The sequence below is a fragment of the Empedobacter sp. GD03739 genome, assembly GCF_029843245.1.
GTDB lineage: Bacteria > Bacteroidota > Bacteroidia > Flavobacteriales > Weeksellaceae > Empedobacter > Empedobacter falsenii_B.
Map to the genome: position 1 here is coordinate 1 of NZ_JAOCHX010000006.1, position 20,634 is coordinate 20,634.

Sequence of the window (20,634 nt, forward strand, 5' to 3'; positions counted from 1 at the left end):
TTATTATTTAGCTTTTGGAGCTGCAAATTCTAAGTTAGATGTTAAGGTAACAACATCACCTACAACAGCTTCTGGGAAATTACCACCGATATTAAAATCACTTCTTTTTACATTTCCTTTTACTGTAAATCCGTACGTTTTAACTCCGTTATTATTGATGCTTCCGTTGTAAACTAATTTTAATGCAACTGGTTTAGTTACTCCGTTTAATGTTAAATCACCAACCATTTTAAATTGATTTCCTTTAACACGTGTGATTCCTTTTGAAGAGAATTCTAATTTTGAATTTTTTGCTGCATTGAAAAAATCTGCTGATTTTAAATGATTATCACGAGCTTCAACTCCTGTATTGATTGAATTGATATCTGCAACTACATGAAATTTTGCATCGCTTAAATCTTCTTTTGTAAAGTTTAAATGAACATCAAAATTTTGGAATTGTCCTTCAACATCAGAAATTGTCATGTGAGAAACAGAAAAACCTAATTTTGAGTGTGCTTTATCATTTGTATAATTTTGAGCGAATGCAGACATTGAAGCTGCTGATAACATTAACGTGAATAATAATTTTTTCATAACGAATGATTATTTGATTGTTTTTAATTAATTATTTTGATAGGACAAATTTAGCTCAGACCTCAATGAGATTTCATTGACATAAGATAAGAAATTAAAAAACTTGATTTTTTCAACTAAAAAACAATCAAATTGTATCAATTAATATTCCAAAAAGTAAAGATTTTGAATTTGTTAGCAATAAAAAAAACACTTCAATAGAAGTGTTTAATATTATTTTACTGGACTAAAATACCAGTAGGTAGATGTTTTTTTATTCTCGATTTCCAAATATCCATTTCCTTCTGCTTTTGTACTTCCTCAATTTTTACATAGCGTCTGAAAGATTTTTCATCTTTACTATTTGTGATATTTCTTAAAACACGTTCATTCATTCCTAAGATTAAACCATTTGTAATAAAGGTTTTTCGTGCTACATGGGAAGTGATTAATTGATACTTTTGAAATTTTTTATAAACTCTTTCAGTTCCAATAAAACGCACTAACTTAACTTCATCAAACCATTTTAATTCTTCGCAACAATCTTGAATTTTTTTATTTAATTTCTGTGAGTAAATTTTAGGAATTGGATTGTAAATTGTGTTTTTATATTTCTCTAAAATAGCTTTTGCAAAATCATTTAATGGAATAATATGATCATTAGTTTTGGTTTTTATTAAGGATAAATTAATATGATCGTCGTAAATATTTGCATTATCAAGATTGTAAATATCTGAATGACGTAAACCCGTAAAACAACCAAAACAGAAAAAATCTCTTGCTCTTTCCATAGATTTATTTTCAAATTTATGATTGTACAATTCCATTAATTCATCCATAGACAGATAAATAACTTCTATTTCATCTTCAGTACGTTTAATTCGTTTATATTCAATAGAATTATGATATTGTCGATCAAAACTCCATTGCATAAAGGTTTTTATGATTGAAATTAATTTTCCGTAGTAATTATTAACCGTTTTACGTTCTTCAAAACAATAAAGCATAAAGACTTCTTCAAATTTCTTATTGATAGTATCAAAACGTAATGGATATTTTGTAAAAGTTTTAAAATCTTTTAGAAAATTTTGTACTGTAGTATATTTTTTAATTGTTCCAGTAGCTTTGGTTAATTTTGAAACATCAATAAATTCTTGAAATGCTTCAAAAAAGTCAATCGAAATTTTAGTATTATCTTCATCGAACCTTTCATTAAATATTTGTTCTGAAAAATCTATTTCATTGTATTCAAAAAACTTGAAAATAAATTCTACTTTTTCAATTACAGATTGGATTTCTTTATTTGAGACTTTATAAAATTCATAAAATGAACTCTTTTTATGGTTCTTAATGGAATAATTATCTTTATTCCAGTCAGTGTTAATAGTTTTCGCATTAATATTCTTACGAATTCTAGCTTTTCCGTGCGTAACAACTAATCTAATAGGAATCAGACCATCTTTGTTTATTTTATCTTTCCTTAGCTCAAAATGATAATTCATTATAACAACTTTTAATTAGGGGGTAAGAAAGGGGGTGTTTTTGAAATTAAAATAGGTTAAAATTAATTAAAACAAATTCATGTAAAACACTAACTATCTGTTATATAATGTGTAAAAATACATTAAAAGCTGGTATAAACAAACAGAACTCCAAGTGGGACCACAAAAGCACCTTTTTAAAGGTGCTTTTTTTATTTAATTATGCTGAATTTTAATCATTTAGCAATTTTACTACATTTTAAAATCACCATTTTTCACCATTGTTTTGATACCCGTTTGATACCCATTTTATTTTTTTATTAGTTTCTTTTACTCCAAGTTCTACCTTCGTTTTTTGAATAATATAATCCTTTACTTGTATTGGCAAGTAATTCTTTACCATTGTCAATTAACTCAATAAAGTTTCCATAAGAAGACCCTGAGAATCTTGTGCTCCAAGTCCTCCCATCATTTTTAGAATATTCTAATTTGTTAGAGTTTGTTGGATTGATACGAATCATTTCGCCATTGTAATTAATCATTTGTGACATAATTTTTAATATTTATAGTTTTTGTTAATGTGGACAAGTTAATCCCTGTTTTAATTATATTTTTTCGTTTTTACATAATTGTATTATTTATTTCTCTATCAAATAATAAAGAGATAATTCATAATCGTTATTTTCTACTACATCATTTTCTTCAATATTCATTACAATAGAAGCATTATTATGCATTTCTTTTTGAATTACATCATTGATTAATCCTATATCATCCATCGTAATTTCTTTAGAATGATCGCATTTAATTTTGATAACAATTTTATCCTGGAATGATTTATTTCTTAAAAATGATGACATTTCATTTACTATTTTTTCAATACTTCCTATAAAAGTTTCTTTTAAACCATTTTCTAAAATGTGCTTTTCAATTTTATATTCTTTTTCTTTCATTTTTTTTATTTTGTTTCAAAACTATATTGAGGTGTGGACATAGTATGGTCTTAGCTATTGATAAATTTGAAAATAATATTTTTTAAAAATTATGCACACCTAAAAATTTCTTAAAAATGATTGAAGAAAATATAAATAAAGTTGATGAATTAGTAGAATTGATAAAAGAATATTCTTCTAAAAATCCTGAACAACGATTTACACAAATCTTATTTAATTTAAAAATAAACGAATTTAAAGATGACGATTTTACACAGGGTTTAAGAGATAACTACAATGATCTTGATCAAAATGTATTGAAAAGAATTCGAGAACGATTAAGGTTATTAAATAAATAATTTTAATATAAAAGCAAACCGACATTGTTTGTCCGTAAGCTATTTTATGTTTGTATTAAAATTACAAAATATGGCTAAAAGAGAACAAATGTTTCGGTTGATGAATATATCAAACTTCCTAAAATCTAAACCAAGAGGTGTAACATTTAGAGATATTCAACAGTATTTGGAAAAAAAATACGATGAAGAAGATTATGATGGTGAATTAGCTTTCAGTGAAAAAACTTTTAAGCGCGATCGTAAATTGCTTCTAGAACTTTTTAAAATAGAAACAAAGTTCAATCGTTCTACAATGCTTTATCAGATTATTGAAGATAACGAATCAAATCAAACTATTTTTGATAATTTATTATTAGTTAATGCATATAAAAAGGCAGCTGACCAAGCGAACATCTTACTTTTTGAAAAAAGACAAGCTTCTGGATTGGAAAATCTTGATGGACTAATTCATGCGATTAAAAACACAAAAATTATTAGTTGCACTTATACGAAATATTGGGAAGGTGTTCCTAATAAAAAGGTTTTAGAACCTTATGCAGTAAAAGAATTTAGAAATCGTTGGTATTTGATTGCAAAAGATCGTAATGATGATGATTTTACTTTGAAAACATATGGATTGGACAGAATTTCAAATTTAGAAATCCATTCTTCAACTTTTGTAAAGAATAATATTGTGAATGTTGAAGATATGTTTATCAATTCGTTTGGTATTATTTCGACATTAGGACAAGAGCCAACTAAAATCACTTTATCTCTGATTCCATGGCAAGGAATGTATGTAAAATCCTTACCCATTCATCATTCTCAAAAGATTCTTGTAGACAATGAAAATGAGTTGAAACTTGAACTAAATTTAGTTCCAACTTATGATTTTTACCAAGAAATCTTAACGCATAATGAACGTTTATTATCATTAGAACCAAAAGTTGTAAGAGAGAAATTTTTAAAATTTTTGGAGGTAGGATTAAATAATCTTAAGAACCAAAAATAAAATTTTCAATTACGTAAAACCGTAAAATAAATTTTTAGAAATAAAATATTTTTGAATAATTACTAAAACCAAAATTATGAAACAAATAGAGTCGCTTTTTGATACCTATAATAAATTATATGAAGAGCTTGACAATGATAATTATGATGTTGAAGATGAAGTTTATGAGTTAGAAGATGAGGTAAGACTTTTGTTAGATGAATATAGTTTTCAGGATGAACCTATGTTTGAAAATCAAGAAACTGAATTAATTAAGCTTAGAAAACTTAATAGTTTAGTAAAAGAAATGAAACAAGAGTTTGATTTTTATAATGAAGAAGCTGAATTGGATATGATGTTTCCAAATAGACATGATGATGATTTTGATGAAGATGATATGAGTTGGCGTAATGTTTTTGGAGAATAAGTAAAGAATTTTAAAATGAATGAATCAAGAATAGCAAAACAAGAAATAAAATCACTAAAAGAAATTATTTCTAATAATAGTTTAAAAATACCTCCATATCAGCGACCTTACAAATGGGACGAAAAACACGTAACACAATTATTAGATGATATTTATGAACATATTATTATACAAGAAAAAACATATAGAATTGGCAGTGTTATTTTACATGAAGTAAATAAGAATGAATTAAATATTGTTGATGGACAACAGCGTTTAACGACTATTTCTATTCTTTTAAAAGCATTAGACAAGGAAGATTGTTTATTATTAAATCAAAAATATAAACATAAAATATCGAAAGAAAATATTGTTTACAATTATAGAGTTATTAATAATTGGAAACAAAAAATATCAAAAGAAAATATCGAATTTTTCTATAATAAATTGATTGAGAACTGTGAGTTTGTTTTATTTACGGTTTTTAATCAAGATGAAGCATTTCAATTATTCGATTCTCAAAATGCAAGAGGAAAAGAATTAGAACCTTATGATCTCTTAAAAGCATTTCATCTTAGAGAAATGAAGTATAATACTGAAGAAGAAAAATCTAATTGTGTAAAAAAATGGGAAGAATCTATCGAAAACCATACTTTGAAACCAATTTTTGATAATCATCTTTTTAAAATTAGAAAATGGGCTAAAAATGAATCTATTTATAATTTTACTAAAAAAGATATTGATGAATTTAAAGGGATTTCATTATATGAAAAGCAACAATTTCCTTATGAAGAAAGTTTGCGTACACTTGATGGGGTTATAACAAATGCTCAAAATGATTATTATCTTAAGAATCATAAAATGTCCCAAACCTATCCTTTTTCTATAACAATGCCTATTATTAATGGTAAACGATTTTTTGAGTATATAGAACATTATATAGAACTAAAAAATAACTTGATTCCGTTAGAGCAAAAAATGGAGGTGTCTGCATTTAATAAGTTTTATAAAAAGTATTGTTTATATTATCAATCTGACCGCGCTGGAGATCAGAAAGTAAGGAATTTATACGAAAATATTCTTTTACAATTTATAGATAGATTTGGTTTTGTGAGTGATTTTGAAAACTATTACATAGCATTTTATAAAGAAGTGTTTTTTATTAGATGTAACTCTAAATCTATTCGTTTAGAAACAATTTTGAATAGCCCATCAAGAAAAATTATTCAAGAAATAAATAATTCATTAGATCCTAATCAATTGAGAAACTATATTTTCAAACCAATTAAAATTAAGGAAGATTTGGATTTAGTGAATAATATTGAATTTATTAAAGAAGCCATAAACACAAATAATTTTAGAGAAAATGAATCAAAATAAAGCTATTTCGTTAAAAAATATATTATCTCAAAACCAATATGTAATTCCTATTTATCAAAGAAATTATTCATGGGGAAAGGGAGAAATATCGCAGTTGATTACAGATATTAAAGAGTATTTTTCGGGAGATAAAACAGATGAAGATAAAACAGATGGAGATAAAACTTATTATTTAGGTTCCTTAGTTTATTTTAAAAGAGATAATGGAGATTTAGAATTGATTGATGGTCAACAAAGACACACGACTTTAACACTAATAAATCTTGTTTTAATGAGTAATGATTACGGTCAAGTTAAATCAACAAATTTAAAATTCGATTCAAGAAAAAATATTCAAAATTATATAGAAAAATTATACAGTAATTTTTCTGATTTCGATAAAATATCATCACAAGGTGTAAAAAATATACAAGCAGCAATCAATATTATACAAGAAGAATTGAGTCATATTGATATGCAGAAATTTTCAACCAACTTCTATGAGAACGTGAAAGTTTTTTTGGTTGAAGTACCTCAAGATACCGATTTGAATCATTATTTTGAAATTATGAATAATCGTGGAGAGCAGTTAGAAAAACACGAAATTGTAAAATCTTTGTTAATGGGGAAAATTGATGATAATGATAATGAAACAAAACAAGTAAAACAGGAAAAGTTTGCCAAAATTTGGGACGCTTGTTCTGATATGACTGATTACGTTTGGTCTAATTTTAATTCAGATGAAAGGGAAATAATTTTTAAAGAACAGGAAAACATAATTTTTGATGAGATTAATTTTAAAACCAATTATTCAATAGATCAAGAAAAGACATTGAGTGAAATTCTTAACGATGAAAAATCTATTGACTTAAGCAGTTTATCTCAAGAAAAAAAAGAAATAAAAGCAAAATATCGTTCTATAATTGACTTTCCAAATTTTTTAATGCAAGTTCTAAAACTTGTAGATGAAAATACACCATTAGATGATAAAAAATTATTAGAATATTTTCAGCATAAAGACGAAGTCTTTTCATTAAAATTTATTAATTATTTATTGAAATACCGTATTGTTTTTGATAAATATGTCATTAAGCAAGATTTGACAGTATCAGAAGAAGATAGACAAAATTGGGGGATTAGGAAATATAATGAAACATTAGATTATAATGTTAAAACATTTTCTGAAAATGATGATGAATTAATAAAACTTCTAACAATGTTATATTATTCGAATCCATCAAATTCAAATAATAATTGGTTACATGATATTTTAAAATTTAATGATTTTTCATTGAATGGATATATTGAAAAATTATTGAGCATTGCTAAAGATAAATATGATGGAAAAAAAATAACCTACCCAGAAATTACTATTTATAATTTCTATTACATTGATTTTTTACTTTGGAAATTGTATAAAGAAGATGAATTAAATAAAGAAGATAAATTATATTCATTAAAGGAAAAAATCAATCGTAAAAAATTATGGTTTAAGGATTTTAAATTTAGCCAACTCAATTCTAAAGAGCATTTATTACCACAGTCTAAAATAAATGAGAATACGGAGGAAGCTAATTACTTAAATAACTTGGGTAATTTATGTTTGATTTCAGTTTCACAAAATTCATCAGCTAATGACCAACACCCAGAATATAAGAAGAGGCATTTTGCTAATGATAATTCATCCTTAAAACGTTTAGTGATGTTTGAAAGTTATGATAACGAAAATTGGGGAAGTACTCAAATAAAAGCTCATGAAAAAGAAATTTTACAACTATTAGAGAAATATAATAATTAATTTCTACATATAGACTCATCTTTAGATGAGTCTTTTTTTATTTTATAACTTTTTAATGGACATGTATTGTCTTTATCTAAAAATACATTTGTTACAAATAAGTAAATAATGGAAACTCTTAACAAAAAACAAATCTTAGAAAATATTGGTCTTTTATATGAAAAAGCTGAAAATTGTAAATTAGAAAACTCATTTTTTGAAAGTGCAAAAGATGAAATAAATTTACTACAACGTTATTTTAAATTATCTGAAAGTCAAATATTATTCATAGCTGTTATTATTGCTTTAAATTATAAAGGGAGAACTGTTGATTTGAATGATTTAATTCAATATTTTGATTGTAATCCAATGAGAATTCTTGAATTTTCAGACGATTTAGATTTTTTGCAAAAGCAGAAATTTATTAAAAAACAGAAGTCTAGACACCGAATAAAACTTCAAGGAATTTATGATGAGTTTACAATCAATGAAGAAATTACTAATGCCATTCTTAATAATAAACCTTTTCCTAAAATTCTGGATGAGAAAAAAAATGATGTCATAGATTGTTTGGAAGAAATATACAATTTGGGAAATCGTAGAGATGAAGACGAAATTTCTACTTCTGAGTTATTTAGATATACAAGACAAATAATTAATCTTCATGTCAATTTTCCATTAATTAAAAAAGTGAAACAATTTAATTTTACTATCGATGAAAATTATCTTTTCCTGTATTTGATTTGGAAAACAATTACGGGTAAAGAATCGACAGATATTGGTAGAGCATTAGAAGGAATCTATGAAAATGCTGGTAAGCGAATTGATGTAATGCAAAATTTAATAAATGCTAATCATGTATTATTAGAAAACAATTTAATTGAAATTGTGGAAGCGAAGTTTTTTAACGATACTGAAATGAAATTATCGAGTAAATCGTATCAACTTCTATTTGATTGTGGAATTAAATTAATGCACAATAAAGTAAAAAAAGATAATGTTATTGAACCATTAGAAATTGTTGCACGTGAATTGATTTTTGATCAAGATGAGATGAAGCAACTTAGTTTTTTAGAAAATTTATTAGAAGAAAGCAAGTTTAAAGAAACACAAAATAGGTTAAAGGAAAAAGGTTTACCAAAAGGAATTTCAATATTATTACATGGATTTCCTGGTACAGGTAAAACAGAAGTAGTTAAACAATTAGCAAAATCAACAAATCGCTCAATCATGAAAGTTGATATCAGTCAATCAAAATCAATGTGGTTTGGAGAAAGTGAAAAAGTCATTAAACGTGTTTTTACATCATATAAATCGTTTTTAAATGAATGTAATCACACACCTATTTTGTTATTTAACGAAGCTGATGCGATATTTTCTACAAGAAAAGAAATTAATAGCTCTAATGTTGCGCAAACGGAAAATACAATTCAGAATATTCTTTTGGAAGAACTGGAGAATTTTGACGGAATTTTGATGGCCACTACAAATTTGGCAACGAATTTAGATACCGCATTTGAGAGAAGGTTTTTGTATAAAATATTTTTTGATCAACCAAAAGAATCAATTAAAGCTAAAATTTGGAAATCAAAATTTCCTTATTTAACGAAAGATTCCTGCAAAAAATTAGCTGCAACATTTAATTTCTCTGGAGGGCAAATTGAGAATATTTACCGTAAAAGTGAGATTAACGAAGTGCTTTATGATAAGAAATGTAATATTAACGAAATACAACAATTTTGTAATGACGAATTAATAAATTCTGAAAGTCCTAAAATTGGTTTTGGGAAAAGTAGTTAAAAGCTTTGTTAACTACATATTCAACTCATATCTAACAGAACGTCCTGCACCTTCAGTAATCAATACTTTTTTTTCAACTAAATCTTGTAAATCACGTGTAGCCGTAGCTTTTGATGTTTTTGTTATCGAAATATATTTCTTTGCTGACATTCCGCCTTCAAATCCTTCTGCTCCTTGATCCAACATTTTGATAACGACTTTTAGCTGACGTTCGTTTAAAAGAGGTTTTGTTTGATCTAAAAACTTCGTTTTATTTAAAATAAAATTGGTTATTTTCTTTGCTTGGATTTGTGCATCAAGAATAGTTGTAGAAAAATACAAAATCCAATCTGTAATTTCTAATGTTTGCTGAGCATCTTTCAATGCTTCGTAATAATTCTTTTTATCCTTTTCAATCGTACTTGATAAACTCATGATTAACGGACGATTAAAACTTTCTGCTAAACATTTTTCTGCAATAGCACGTCCAATTCGTCCATTTCCATCTTCAAACGGATGGATTGATTCAAAATATAAATGTGCAATAGATGCTTTAATTAATGCATTTTTAATATCGATTGGTTCAACTTTGATTTCATTATACCAATTGACAAATTTTTGCATTTCTGTTGAAACTAATTCTGAAGGAGGAGCTTGATAATGTATTTTTTCACGTCCATATGCTCCCGAAACAATAACCATTGGCTCTTCACCGATTCTATAATTTCCTGCATTAATAGAAGTAGAATTTTCGAATAAGATTTTATGCCATTCTTTTACTAAATCTTCTGTTAGTTCAGTTTTAAAGTTATTACGAACATCGACCATTAATTCACCTATTCCACGTGCATTTTTATCTTTTATATGGCTAATAGAAGAATGAATCCCAATTTTATTTTTAATGGATGACATTACATCTTGACGGCTATAAAATTCGCCTTCAATCTCAGAAGTTTTAATTGCTTCATCAATCATAAATTGAATAATCGTTTCTTGCTTGATATCTTCGGGCAGGGTATCAATCATTCCTTTTAATTCGCCTGTTTTTAAAGCAAATTTTATAACTATTTGGTCAATTACAGATGAGTCATATTCAAAATTTGCCCAATTTTTATATTGCCAATTGTATTTCATGAGCCGATTATTTAATCTAATTGGCTCAAATATAATAAAAATATGAGCCGATTAATAAATTTATTTAGCTCATTAAGTTCATTAACATCAATTAAACATTTTAAATTCACTATTTTACTTCATCTTTCTTAGCCCAATTCTAAATAAGAAAATCATCATTCTTATAAAATAGATTTGACTTTTAAAACATATAATTATGAGCCAAATACAAATTTCATTGGTTTATAATAGGAAGAATAAAATCAATAAAAATGAAGAATTATTAATTCAGATTTGCTGTTATCAGAATGGAAAGAGAACATATTTTTCAACAGGTCAATTATATTTAATAAAGTTATAATGATAATAAACCATAAATTATTTCATTTCATTTTTAATCAAATTAAGGATTGTAAATATTATATAAAAATTTACACTATTATTATATTGTAATTGAATTTGTTGTAAAAAATATCAAAATTCTTTTATTTTTAACTTGTTTTTTATGTTTTAGATTTTATATATTTGCACCCATGAGAAAAGAAATTGATCTTTTACTTTGGGTCCTATAACTCAGCTGGTTAGAGTAGCTGACTCATAATCAGCAAGTCCTTGGTTCGAGCCCAAGTGGGACCACAAAAGCACCTTTTTAAAGGTGCTTTTTTTATGTCTATAATTTTTAATTTTATTTGTAATTTATTGTAAATAAAGTTTTTATGTTTTTTTTAGTAAGCTTGAAAGACTTTCTTCAATAAGGTAATCCCAATTTATTTTTTTATTTCATTTAACGATGAGCCGATTATTTTGATTAATTGGCTCAAAAAAGTATGAATTATGAGCCGATTAGTAGTTTTTGAGGTTTCAGATATATGTATTTTACGATGTGAATGAGACTAAGACTAAGACAAAGACTAAGGCTAAGGCTAAGACTAAGGATGCGGTTCTGAAACGAGTTCAGAATGACAAAATTTGTTGTTAAAAGTGACAACGAATTTGAATTAGAAAAAGGATTTTGAAAAACTATATTCATTCATTTTTTATTCATGAGTTATTAATTGTTTCAAATGAATATCTATAATTAAAATAGATTAAGCTATGAATAAAAAAGTTATAGAAAGATACTGCATTTAGAATGCTCAGGGAACGGTTTTCTTGGTGGCTGAGGTTTTCGAAGTCACATTTTACGATCTTTTCTTCTCGAGAGTTTGCTCTTTTCCCTTCGAGAGCCTAGGAACAGATTTTTCTTGGTGGCTGAGGTTCTTGAAGTCATACTTGCTCTAATTATTAGAACTAAACAATTTATTAAATCTAGTGTTCAATGTTTCAATATACGCTTGTTTAGTATCCTTATTTAAGAAACTAATCTCCACAAAATCGATCCATTTTAGTTTAATTTTGATGAATCTTTTGTAAATAGATTCTACTGATTTATTAGGTATTTTTAATGTTTTCGCTAACTGATTGAAATCTTCTATTTTTAATCTATTTTTTTTACCATTAATTGTTAATGCAGATTCTTCCTTATCATTGGGAATTAATAACAGCGTATTCAATAAATCGTAAGCTGGAGATAATTCGTATTCATTGAAATCATTTTCGATTAATGAATAGTTTTTAAGATGCATATCAGCATTTGCAGTCAAATAATTAAATAAAACAATTTCAAATAATTTTTGAGCTTCAAATCCACTATTTTTAGTTAGTTGATAGATTAATTTTCCGATTTTTTCTATTGAACCTCGATATTTATGTTCCGTTAAATTTTCAGTCAATTGACAAAAGTCTTCAACAGCAATTTTATCTTCATTTTTTCGATCAAATCGCTTTGTTAAATAAGCCAATTCACCTGAATTAAGCCGAATAAGTGTGTGTGTTGCTGTTTTTATTTTTACCAATTCCGCTAAATGCATGGTTAAGTCTTCATTTTCGGGTAAGTCGATATATTCTTTTGAAGCAGGTTTTAAAATATAATTTCCTTCAAGATCAACAATTGTAAATCTTGATTGTTTATTTATATCGCTTATAAGATTTAAAGATAATTTTGGCTGTACACCTGTAACTGCAACACTTTTTACAATCAACTCTTTTGCTAATTCTTCTAATTGTTTACTATCAAATTCAATTAGTGGAGGAGTAGTTGAACCAAATATTTTTTTAGAACATTTAGAATGAAAATCAGTTTCATTTTCTGCTAATTCTTTGTAACAACTAAGGCATTTTATCATAATTCTTCATTATTTGAAATGATAGAAACAGCTCCAATACAATCTTTGCAAAGGGTTAATAATAAACCAAAACGATCTTTAGAATTTAATTTCCAATTTTTTACTGCAATATTCAAAAGCCAACCTTCTGGTATTAATCCATCAAAAAAAGGAAATAAAATTTTACTTTCATACGAATCTTGTTGTTTTGGAAGCATTAAACTAATTGGTTTCGATTCCAAATTATTCAAATATTCTTGATCGTATTTAAAAATATAACCATTTTCATTTTCAGAAATTGTTCCTGCAAATAGATTTTTATAATAGACTAAACCTTTTCTCATTGCTCAATTTTATCAATTACACCAACTTCAGAACCAAATAAAGCTAAAACTTGATTAACTTTATCTAACCTTACAGAAGGTTTTCCTTGTTCTAGTTCACGAATAAATCTTAAACCAACTCCAGCTCTCTCAGCCAATTCAGGTTGTGTAAGTTTTAATCTTTTTCTTTTTTGTTTGATAAATTCTGCAATTGATTGATTCATATTATACCCTTTGAGGTATAAATATAGTCATAATTTTTATTTTATACCCAAAAAGGTATAATATTTATTTAAACGTAAGTATTATACCTTTTAGGGTACGATTATTTCTTTGTGGCTGAGGTTCTCGAAGTCACACTTTTACGATATTTTCCTTTTTAGAACTCAGGGAACGATCTTTTGGTGGCTGAATTTTTTGAAGATAAAATTCTATTCTCGATACAATTTTTCTTCATTATTATTTCGAAAAATCACTCGAACTGACGAATTTTAATTAAGACGTATAACAAATGGATATAAACTAAATTTTAACCATACTGAAAACCTTTTCTTCTTGATAGTTTGATCTTTTCCCTTCGAGAGCCTAGGAACAGGTTTTTCTTGGTGGCTGAGGTTCACGAAGCCACATTTTTACGATCTATTCCCTTCGCATGTTTGATTTTTTCCTTCTAAAACCTCAGTGACCATACTAAAAGCGAATTTGAATATTGGAAAAGAATGACGAAAACGGTATTAAAACACACACGTTAAGAAAATGGTTGAATGGAGCGTTTAAAAGGTTTTAGCCCGTAGGGTTTTTAAAATCTTTAGAGAAATGAGAACATATTTAGTAGAGAGTTTTACAGCCAAGTCTTTTTTCGTTAGTTTTTTTGACTATTCCCCGAAGGGCATATGAATACCTATAATTAAAATAGATAAGCTATGAATAAAAAAATGAAAGTAATAGATTTCTCGATACCTCAAATTAACAACGAGTTGAGGATCTGAACATAATTACGTGAATAAGAGAATAATTAGTAGTTCTTTATTTATTACTTTTTGCTTGATCAAAAAGTAATCAAAAAATCAAGACTGCGCTTACAAGTCGGTCAATAATGGCTATTCGCTAAATGCTTTAAATCATTCACATAAAAATGTGAACAGTAAATCATTTTTAACGCTCTTTACGCCGAATTGACGCTCGACTTTTCAGCAATAACAGTTTATAAATTCTTTGTTGAAAGTGGATTTGAATATTGAAAAAGGATGAAAACCCGGCATTAAAACTCACACGTTAAGAAAATGGTTGAATAAAACGTAAAAAAGGTTTTAGCCCGTAGGGTTTTTAAAATCTTTAGTGAAATGAGAACATTTTTAGTAGAGAGGTTTACGGCCAAGTCTTTTTTCGTTAGTTTTTTTGACGAAAAAAAGTGACATAAAAGAAAAGGAATACCTGAGCCATACCATGGCTCCTCCTCTTAATCTCAAATTCTTTATTTCAAATATTTTTTTAAATGACAACGATTCGTCAAGTTGAATTTATTTCAGCTTCTCAGTATCGGGTCAGTCTGAGTGACGTTTGTAAAACGTTGTATCGAAGAATTAGACGATGATAACGAATTATTAAAAAGTATTTGAGATTTTTGAATTACGAATTAAATAGTTACTTATTTATTACAACTACTAAAAAGTCCAATAAACATATTGTCTATCGGACTTTTTATTGGAAGTTAGTTAGGGGAACAACTCAATTTATTTGAATTGTTTTAGTGTCCGTGATCTCCGGAATTACTTAATTTAGCATTCACAAAGAAGGATCCTTTTACAACAATTTGCGCGTTTGGATCAACTTCATTTACGGTTGTAATAGCTGTGTAACCCATATCTGAAGAACCTTTTACAACTTCGATTTTTTCAAAGTTTATCGATTTTTCATTTTTATGTTCTTTGTTCTTTTCGTTCGGATCTTTACTTTCTTCGTCTGTATGCTCTTCTACTTTTTTGTTTGTTTTGACAAAGATGTAAAATTTACCATCTGCTTCTACAATTGCTTCATTCGGAACAGCAGGTGTAGAGGAATTACTTAAGCTTACGGCTCCTGTAATATTCATTCCATTTATCAATCCAGATTTATTTCCTCGTACTTTGCTATGTACTGCAATGGTTTTACTTTCATTTTCGAAAGAAGAACCAATGCTGTAAACGACTGCTTCGTAACTGTTTCCTGGATTATTTGTTAATTCAAATTGAATAACTTGACCAACTTTCATTTTAGGTAAATCTTTCTCGAAAACTTGTAAATCTAAGTGAATAGAACTGTTATCAATGATTTCAGCGACAGGAGACGAGACATCTACATAACTCCCTATTTGCGCAATAATTTTACTTACTGTTCCACTAATTGGTGCTGTAATTACCATTCCATTTTTCAAATTTGCATTGCTTACTTTAGAAGGATTAATTCCCATCATTTGCAGTTGACGAGACAAAGATGCTTTTTGAGAACGTAATGTTTTCAATTCAGCAGAAGAGTTCTGAAGATTCTTTTTTGCACCAGCATCGTTATCAAACAATTCTTTTTGTCGTCTAAATTCTTGCTCTGCATAGGTAATTCGACTCAAAACAGTTAAGTATTGTTCTTGTGTTAGAATAAATTCTGGGTTTGAAATTGTCGCAATTACTTGTCCTTTTTTGACATACGAACCTTCCTGAATAGGTAATGTTTGTATTACTCCACCAAACATGGATGATACACTGGCCATATTACTGTTTGGAACATTCAAAAGTCCGTTTGCTTTAATCATAGCCGTTAGCTCTTTTACTTCAATAGTTCCCAGTTTTATACCAACAGCCTTCATCTGTTCTTCTGTTAGCGTAACAATTGTTTGTGGCGTTTCTTCGTGTTCGGCTTCTTTTTCTTCTGTAGGTTGTGCCGTTTTTGTTTCTTTGGTACAACTATTTAGAAATAATATGGCTAACACGCTATAGATAATGATCTTTATTTTTTTCATTTTATTGATTGATGATAGAATTAATATTGACAATAGTTTGATTGACTTGTTGTATCGATTCAAGATATTTTAATTGAATATCCGTTGCGGTTTGCAATGCAAAAAGATATTCGACATAGGAAATTTCACCAGTTTTGTAACCCAATTGAGCTGCTTTTACAATTTTCTCTGCATTTGGAATGGCTTGGTTTACATAATATTCATATTGTTCCCAATCTTGCTGATATTGATTTACAGAATTATCCAATTGAATCTTTAATTGTTGTTTTTGAAAATTGGCTGTTTCTTGAATGGCTTGTTTATCATATTCCAATGCTTTGATTTTTGCTTTTGTAGCACCAAACGTTAATGGAATTGCTACACCAAGGTTTACTGAAGTAAAACGATCAAGGCCATTGTAATATCTTTCCACGCCATTTTTTTCGTGCATTCCAATCATCGATAAACTGTTTACACCAACTGAGAATTCTGGTAAACCTTCGGCTTTTACGACTTCTTTGTTTCGTTCCGTAATTTCTATCTGTTGGTAAAAAGCTTTAATCGTCGGATTATGTTCAATTGTAGAACCGTCTAAAATCCCAGTCAATTTTAATGGAATATAATTCGTCTCTTTGGTAATTGTAAAACTCTCTTCGGTATTCAATAATACGTTTAGATTTTTGTACGCATTTGCTAAATACACTTTGTTTTGTTTCAGCAACAAATTGATTTCTCCTTGCTGTGTTTCTGCCGTATTAATTTCGATTTTCTTAATATCACCTGCACTAAATCGAACCGAAGCAATTCGAATAAATTCTACATAAAGTTTATTTAATTGTTCGAGTTGATTATGGTTATATTCTAAATATTCGATCTGATAGAAATAGGTTCTCACTTGTTTCAACAATTCGTTTGTTGTTACTTCTTTTTGTATCTTCTTGCTATTTACTTCTGATTCTAAAACTGCCTTTCGATGTTTAAAAATCGTTGGAAATGGAATACTTTGAGAAATGGATAAACCATAATCAAATTTTGGACTCGCATATTGCCCAAGTTGTGCTTCCACATTTAATTTTGGTAATTCATTTGCGGTTCCTTTTAAAGCTTCACTTGATGAAATACTTCGTTCATTTGCTTTGATTAATGGATTATTTTCAATTGCAATTTGTTGTGCTTCTTGAATATTAATTGAACGAGTTTGCGCTTGAATAGATTGTCCCATCAAAAACATTCCGATGACAAGGAATGGAAGTGAATTTTTTGAATTCAATTTTATTTTCGGAAGTTTTGAATTAAATATTAAATATAACATTGGTAATACAAATAAGGTTAAAAAAGTAGCTGTGATTAATCCTCCAATGACAACTGTTGCTAAAGGTTTTTGAACCTCGGCACCTGCGCCTGTGGAAATTGCCATCGGTAAAAATCCTAACGATGCAACTGTTGCTGTCATTAATACTGGTCGTAATCGGATATTGGTTCCTTCCATTATTCGTTTTAAAATATTTTTCTCTCCTTCTTTTTCTAATTGGTTGAATGTTCCAATTAAAACAATTCCATTTAAAACAGCTACTCCGAACAAAGCAATAAAACCAATTCCGGCACTAATACTAAATGGCATATCGCGAATAATTAATGCAAAAATACCTCCGATTGCACTCATTGGAATTGCTGTGAAAATTAATGCTGCTTGTTTGAATGAATGAAATGTGAAATACAATAACATAAAAATTAATAATAAGGAGATTGGTACAGCAATCATCAAACGTTGACTAGCTGCTTGTAGATTTTCGAACTGCCCTCCATAGGTGAAATAATAGCCTGAAGGCAATTTGATTTCTTTGTCTAATTTTGTCTGAATATCTTTTACAACCGATTGTACATCGCGATCTTTTACGTTGAAACCAATTACAATTCTTCGTTTTCCTTCTTCGCGACTAATTTGTGAAGCACCCAATTTATAACTTACATTGGCAACTTGAGATAACGGGATTTGATTGCCAGAATTTGTCGGAATCATTAAATTGTTAATGTCATCTATGCTTTTTCGATGCACACTATCCAAACGAACAACTAAATCAAAGCGTCTTTCGTTCTCAAAAACTTGACCTGCTGTTTTTCCTGCAAAAGCTGTACTTAACATATCATTCACCTCTTGAATATTCAATCCGTAATTTGCCATTCGGATTCGGTCATATTCAACATTAATCTGAGGCAAACCACTTACGCGTTCCACTTGTGGCGCTGTAACACCTTCAACAGATTGAATTGCTTTTGAGGTTTTATCTGCATAATAAGAGAGAGAATCTAAATTTTCGCCAAAAATTTTGACAGCTACATCTTGTCGAATTCCTGTCATCAATTCATTAAAACGCATTTGGATTGGTTGATTTTTTTCAAAGAAAACACCAGGAATAACCTCTAGTTTTTCCATCATTTCATCACCTAATTCTTCATAAGAAATGTTACGTTTCCATTCGTCCTTTGGTTTTAGAACCACAATCATATCTGTTGCTTCAGGAGGCATAGGATCTGTAGGAACCTCAGCAGAACCTGTTTTACCAACGACCATTTTTACTTCATCAAATTCTTTTAAAATTCGAGAAGCTTGCATGGATGTTTCTAAACTTTGGGTTAAGGAACTTCCTTGTGGTAAAATACAGTGAAAAGCAAAATCACCTTCTTGTAATTGTGGAATAAATTCGCCACCCATATTTCTGAATTGAATAATTGATACTGCAAAAATTGCAACAGTAATACCAACTAACCAATATTTGATTCGGATTGCTTTTTCTAATAATGGTTCATAAACTTTATGGATTTTCACCATCATTTTATCTGAAAAAGAAGCTTTGAGAGTAGGCTTTTTTGATAAAAATAAAGCACTCATCATTGGGATGTACGTTAACGAAAGAATCAATGCGCCTAGAATTGCAAAGCCAACTGTTTTAGCCATTGGTGTAAACATTTTTCCTTCTACACCAACCAAAGTAAGAATAGGAATGTAGACAATAAGTATGATGATTTCCCCGAATGCGGCTGAATTTCTAATTTTTGAAGCTGAAAGAAAAACCTCTTCATCCATTTCTTTTTGGGTTAATCGATGCGTTGATTTTCTAAGCCCTAGATGATGTAAAGTCGCTTCTACAATAATAACTGCTCCATCGACTATCAATCCAAAATCAATAGCTCCTAAACTCATTAAATTCGCACTCACACCAAAAACATTCATCATTCCTAATGCAAATAATAAGGATAGAGGAATGGCAGATGCAACGATTAAACCAGCTCTTAGATTACCAAGAAAAATAACCAATACAAAAATGACAATTAATGCACCTTCGATCAGATTTTTTTCTACTGTTTTAATTGCACGATTTACTAAATTCGTTCGATCAAGGAAAGGCTCGATGACGATATCATCTGGTAACGATTTTTGAATTGTAGGTATTTTATCTTTAATTAGGTTAACCACTTCGTTAGAATTGGCTCCTTTTAACATCATTACAACACCTCCAACAGCATCTACTTCACCATTGTAGGTCATTGCTCCGTATCGTATGGCATGTCCTAGTCTTACATCAGCTACATCTTTTATAAAAATAGGAACAGTTCCCGTCGCATTTTTTATAGGAATTAATTTTACATCATCTAAAGAAGTTACCATTCCAATTCCTCGAATAAAGTAAGCATTTGGCTTCTTATCGATGTAAGCTCCTCCAGTATTTTGATTATTTTTTTCTAAGGCATCAAAAATATCTGATACACTAATTCCCATTGCGCGCAATCTATTCGGATCTAAAGCAACTTCGTATTCCTTCAATTCTCCACCGAAACTATTGATCTCAGCAACACCAGGCGTTCCGTTTAATTGTCTACGAACAATCCAATCTTGCATTTCGCGCAATTGTTTTGAATTGTATTTTTTCTCACTTCCCTTTTTAGGATGTAAAATATATTGATAGACTTCTCCAAGACCAGTACTCACAGGTGATAATTCGGGAATGCCAACACCTTGCGGAATGTCTTCTTGTGCTTCTTTTAATTTTTCGTTGACTAATTGACGCGCAATATAAATATCTACATCTTCTTTAAACACTACCGTAATCACAGATAAACCAAAACGAGAAATACTTCTTGTTTCTTCGATATCAGGAATATTCGCAATACTTTGCTCAATTGGAAAAGTGACCAATTGTTCTACTTCTTGACCAGCTAGAGTAGGGCTGACCGTAATAATTTGGACTTGATTGTTGGTAATATCGGGTACCGCATCTATTGGCAATTTTGTTGCGCTCCATACGCCCCAGATAATCCACAATACAGTCATAATTCCAATAACAATTTTGTTTTGGATACTAAATTTTATGATTTTATCTAACACAGATAATTTGATTAATTGTAT

Annotated in this window: 17 protein-coding genes and 1 tRNA gene; 8 read left to right on the top strand and 10 right to left on the bottom strand. The window is 28.6% G+C overall.

Annotated features, from left to right (window positions below; all coding sequences use genetic code 11):
- Positions 1–3: 3 nt before the first annotated feature.
- From N5E64_RS03265 to N5E64_RS03280, 4 genes are all read right to left on the bottom strand, one after another.
- Positions 4–576 carry a YceI family protein gene (locus N5E64_RS03265; protein ID WP_038331667.1) on the bottom strand — a complete coding sequence of 191 codons (573 nt, stop codon included), beginning with the start codon at positions 574–576 and terminating at the stop codon, positions 4–6.
- 218 nt (positions 577–794) lie between these two features.
- Positions 795–2,057 carry a phage integrase SAM-like domain-containing protein gene (locus N5E64_RS03270; RefSeq protein ID WP_280035694.1) on the bottom strand — a complete coding sequence of 421 codons (1,263 nt, stop codon included), beginning with the start codon at positions 2,055–2,057 and terminating at the stop codon, positions 795–797.
- A gap of 299 nt (positions 2,058–2,356) precedes the next feature.
- A complete protein-coding gene (locus tag N5E64_RS03275) occupies positions 2,357–2,587 on the bottom strand; it encodes a hypothetical protein (RefSeq protein WP_114999416.1) in 231 nt (76 codons plus the stop codon).
- Positions 2,588–2,674: 87 nt separating this feature from the next.
- Entirely contained in the window at positions 2,675–2,989 is a 315-nt protein-coding gene (locus tag N5E64_RS03280) for a hypothetical protein (protein WP_114999417.1), read from the bottom strand.
- Positions 2,990–3,105: 116 nt separating this feature from the next.
- Here N5E64_RS03280 and N5E64_RS03285 point away from each other — a divergent pair, with 116 nt between their 5' ends.
- The 6 genes from N5E64_RS03285 to N5E64_RS03310 all read left to right on the top strand — a co-directional run bounded on the left by N5E64_RS03285 (position 3,106) and on the right by N5E64_RS03310 (position 9,639).
- The gene (locus N5E64_RS03285) at positions 3,106–3,327 is read left to right on the top strand and encodes a hypothetical protein (protein WP_114999419.1); all 222 of its coding nucleotides are present in this window, start codon (positions 3,106–3,108) and stop codon (positions 3,325–3,327) included.
- A gap of 70 nt (positions 3,328–3,397) precedes the next feature.
- A complete protein-coding gene (locus N5E64_RS03290) occupies positions 3,398–4,318 on the top strand; it encodes a WYL domain-containing protein (protein ID WP_280035695.1) in 921 nt (306 codons plus the stop codon).
- Between the two features lie 76 nt (positions 4,319–4,394).
- Positions 4,395–4,724 (top strand): hypothetical protein, encoded by a 330-nt coding sequence (locus N5E64_RS03295; protein ID WP_280035696.1) that lies wholly within the window; start codon positions 4,395–4,397, stop codon positions 4,722–4,724.
- A gap of 15 nt (positions 4,725–4,739) precedes the next feature.
- The gene (locus N5E64_RS03300) at positions 4,740–6,083 is read left to right on the top strand and encodes a DUF262 domain-containing protein (RefSeq protein WP_121935429.1); all 1,344 of its coding nucleotides are present in this window, start codon (positions 4,740–4,742) and stop codon (positions 6,081–6,083) included.
- The gene (locus tag N5E64_RS03305; protein ID WP_121935430.1) at positions 6,070–7,860 is read left to right on the top strand and encodes a DUF262 domain-containing protein; all 1,791 of its coding nucleotides are present in this window, start codon (positions 6,070–6,072) and stop codon (positions 7,858–7,860) included. Before N5E64_RS03300 ends, N5E64_RS03305 begins: the two co-directional genes overlap by 14 nt.
- 108 nt (positions 7,861–7,968) lie before the next feature.
- Positions 7,969–9,639, top strand: coding sequence for an ATP-binding protein (locus tag N5E64_RS03310; protein WP_114999425.1), 1,671 nt, complete (start codon positions 7,969–7,971; stop codon positions 9,637–9,639).
- Between the two features lie 12 nt (positions 9,640–9,651).
- On the opposite strand, the gene N5E64_RS03315 is transcribed toward N5E64_RS03310, so the two are convergent.
- The gene (locus N5E64_RS03315) at positions 9,652–10,752 is read right to left on the bottom strand and encodes a Fic family protein (RefSeq protein ID WP_114999427.1); all 1,101 of its coding nucleotides are present in this window, start codon (positions 10,750–10,752) and stop codon (positions 9,652–9,654) included.
- Positions 10,753–10,948: 196 nt separating this feature from the next.
- On the opposite strand from N5E64_RS03315, the gene N5E64_RS15765 reads away from it, so the two are divergent.
- Together N5E64_RS15765 and N5E64_RS03320 are read left to right on the top strand one after the other, a co-directional pair.
- A complete protein-coding gene (locus N5E64_RS15765) occupies positions 10,949–11,092 on the top strand; it encodes an Arm DNA-binding domain-containing protein (protein ID WP_125350087.1) in 144 nt (47 codons plus the stop codon).
- 201 nt (positions 11,093–11,293) lie between these two features.
- Positions 11,294–11,367, top strand: a tRNA-Ile gene (locus N5E64_RS03320).
- Positions 11,368–12,008: 641 nt separating this feature from the next.
- Here the strand turns inward: N5E64_RS03320 and N5E64_RS03325 are convergent.
- From N5E64_RS03325 to N5E64_RS03345, 5 genes are all read right to left on the bottom strand, one after another.
- Positions 12,009–12,956 (bottom strand): HipA domain-containing protein, encoded by a 948-nt coding sequence (locus N5E64_RS03325; protein ID WP_280035698.1) that lies wholly within the window; start codon positions 12,954–12,956, stop codon positions 12,009–12,011.
- Complete coding sequence (locus tag N5E64_RS03330) at positions 12,953–13,279, bottom strand: HipA N-terminal domain-containing protein (protein WP_114999432.1); 327 nt, start codon at positions 13,277–13,279, stop codon at positions 12,953–12,955. The genes N5E64_RS03325 and N5E64_RS03330 overlap by 4 nt, the downstream gene beginning before the upstream one ends.
- The gene (locus N5E64_RS03335) at positions 13,276–13,482 is read right to left on the bottom strand and encodes a helix-turn-helix transcriptional regulator (protein ID WP_114999434.1); all 207 of its coding nucleotides are present in this window, start codon (positions 13,480–13,482) and stop codon (positions 13,276–13,278) included. The genes N5E64_RS03330 and N5E64_RS03335 overlap by 4 nt, the downstream gene beginning before the upstream one ends.
- Before the next feature lie 1,523 nt (positions 13,483–15,005).
- Complete coding sequence (locus N5E64_RS03340) at positions 15,006–16,250, bottom strand: efflux RND transporter periplasmic adaptor subunit (RefSeq protein ID WP_280035703.1); 1,245 nt, start codon at positions 16,248–16,250, stop codon at positions 15,006–15,008.
- A 1-nt stretch (position 16,251) separates the two neighbouring features.
- On the bottom strand, positions 16,252–20,613 hold the full coding sequence (locus N5E64_RS03345) for a CusA/CzcA family heavy metal efflux RND transporter (protein ID WP_280035777.1): 4,362 nt from the start codon (positions 20,611–20,613) through the stop codon (positions 16,252–16,254).
- Between the last annotated feature and the right edge of the window lie 21 nt (positions 20,614–20,634).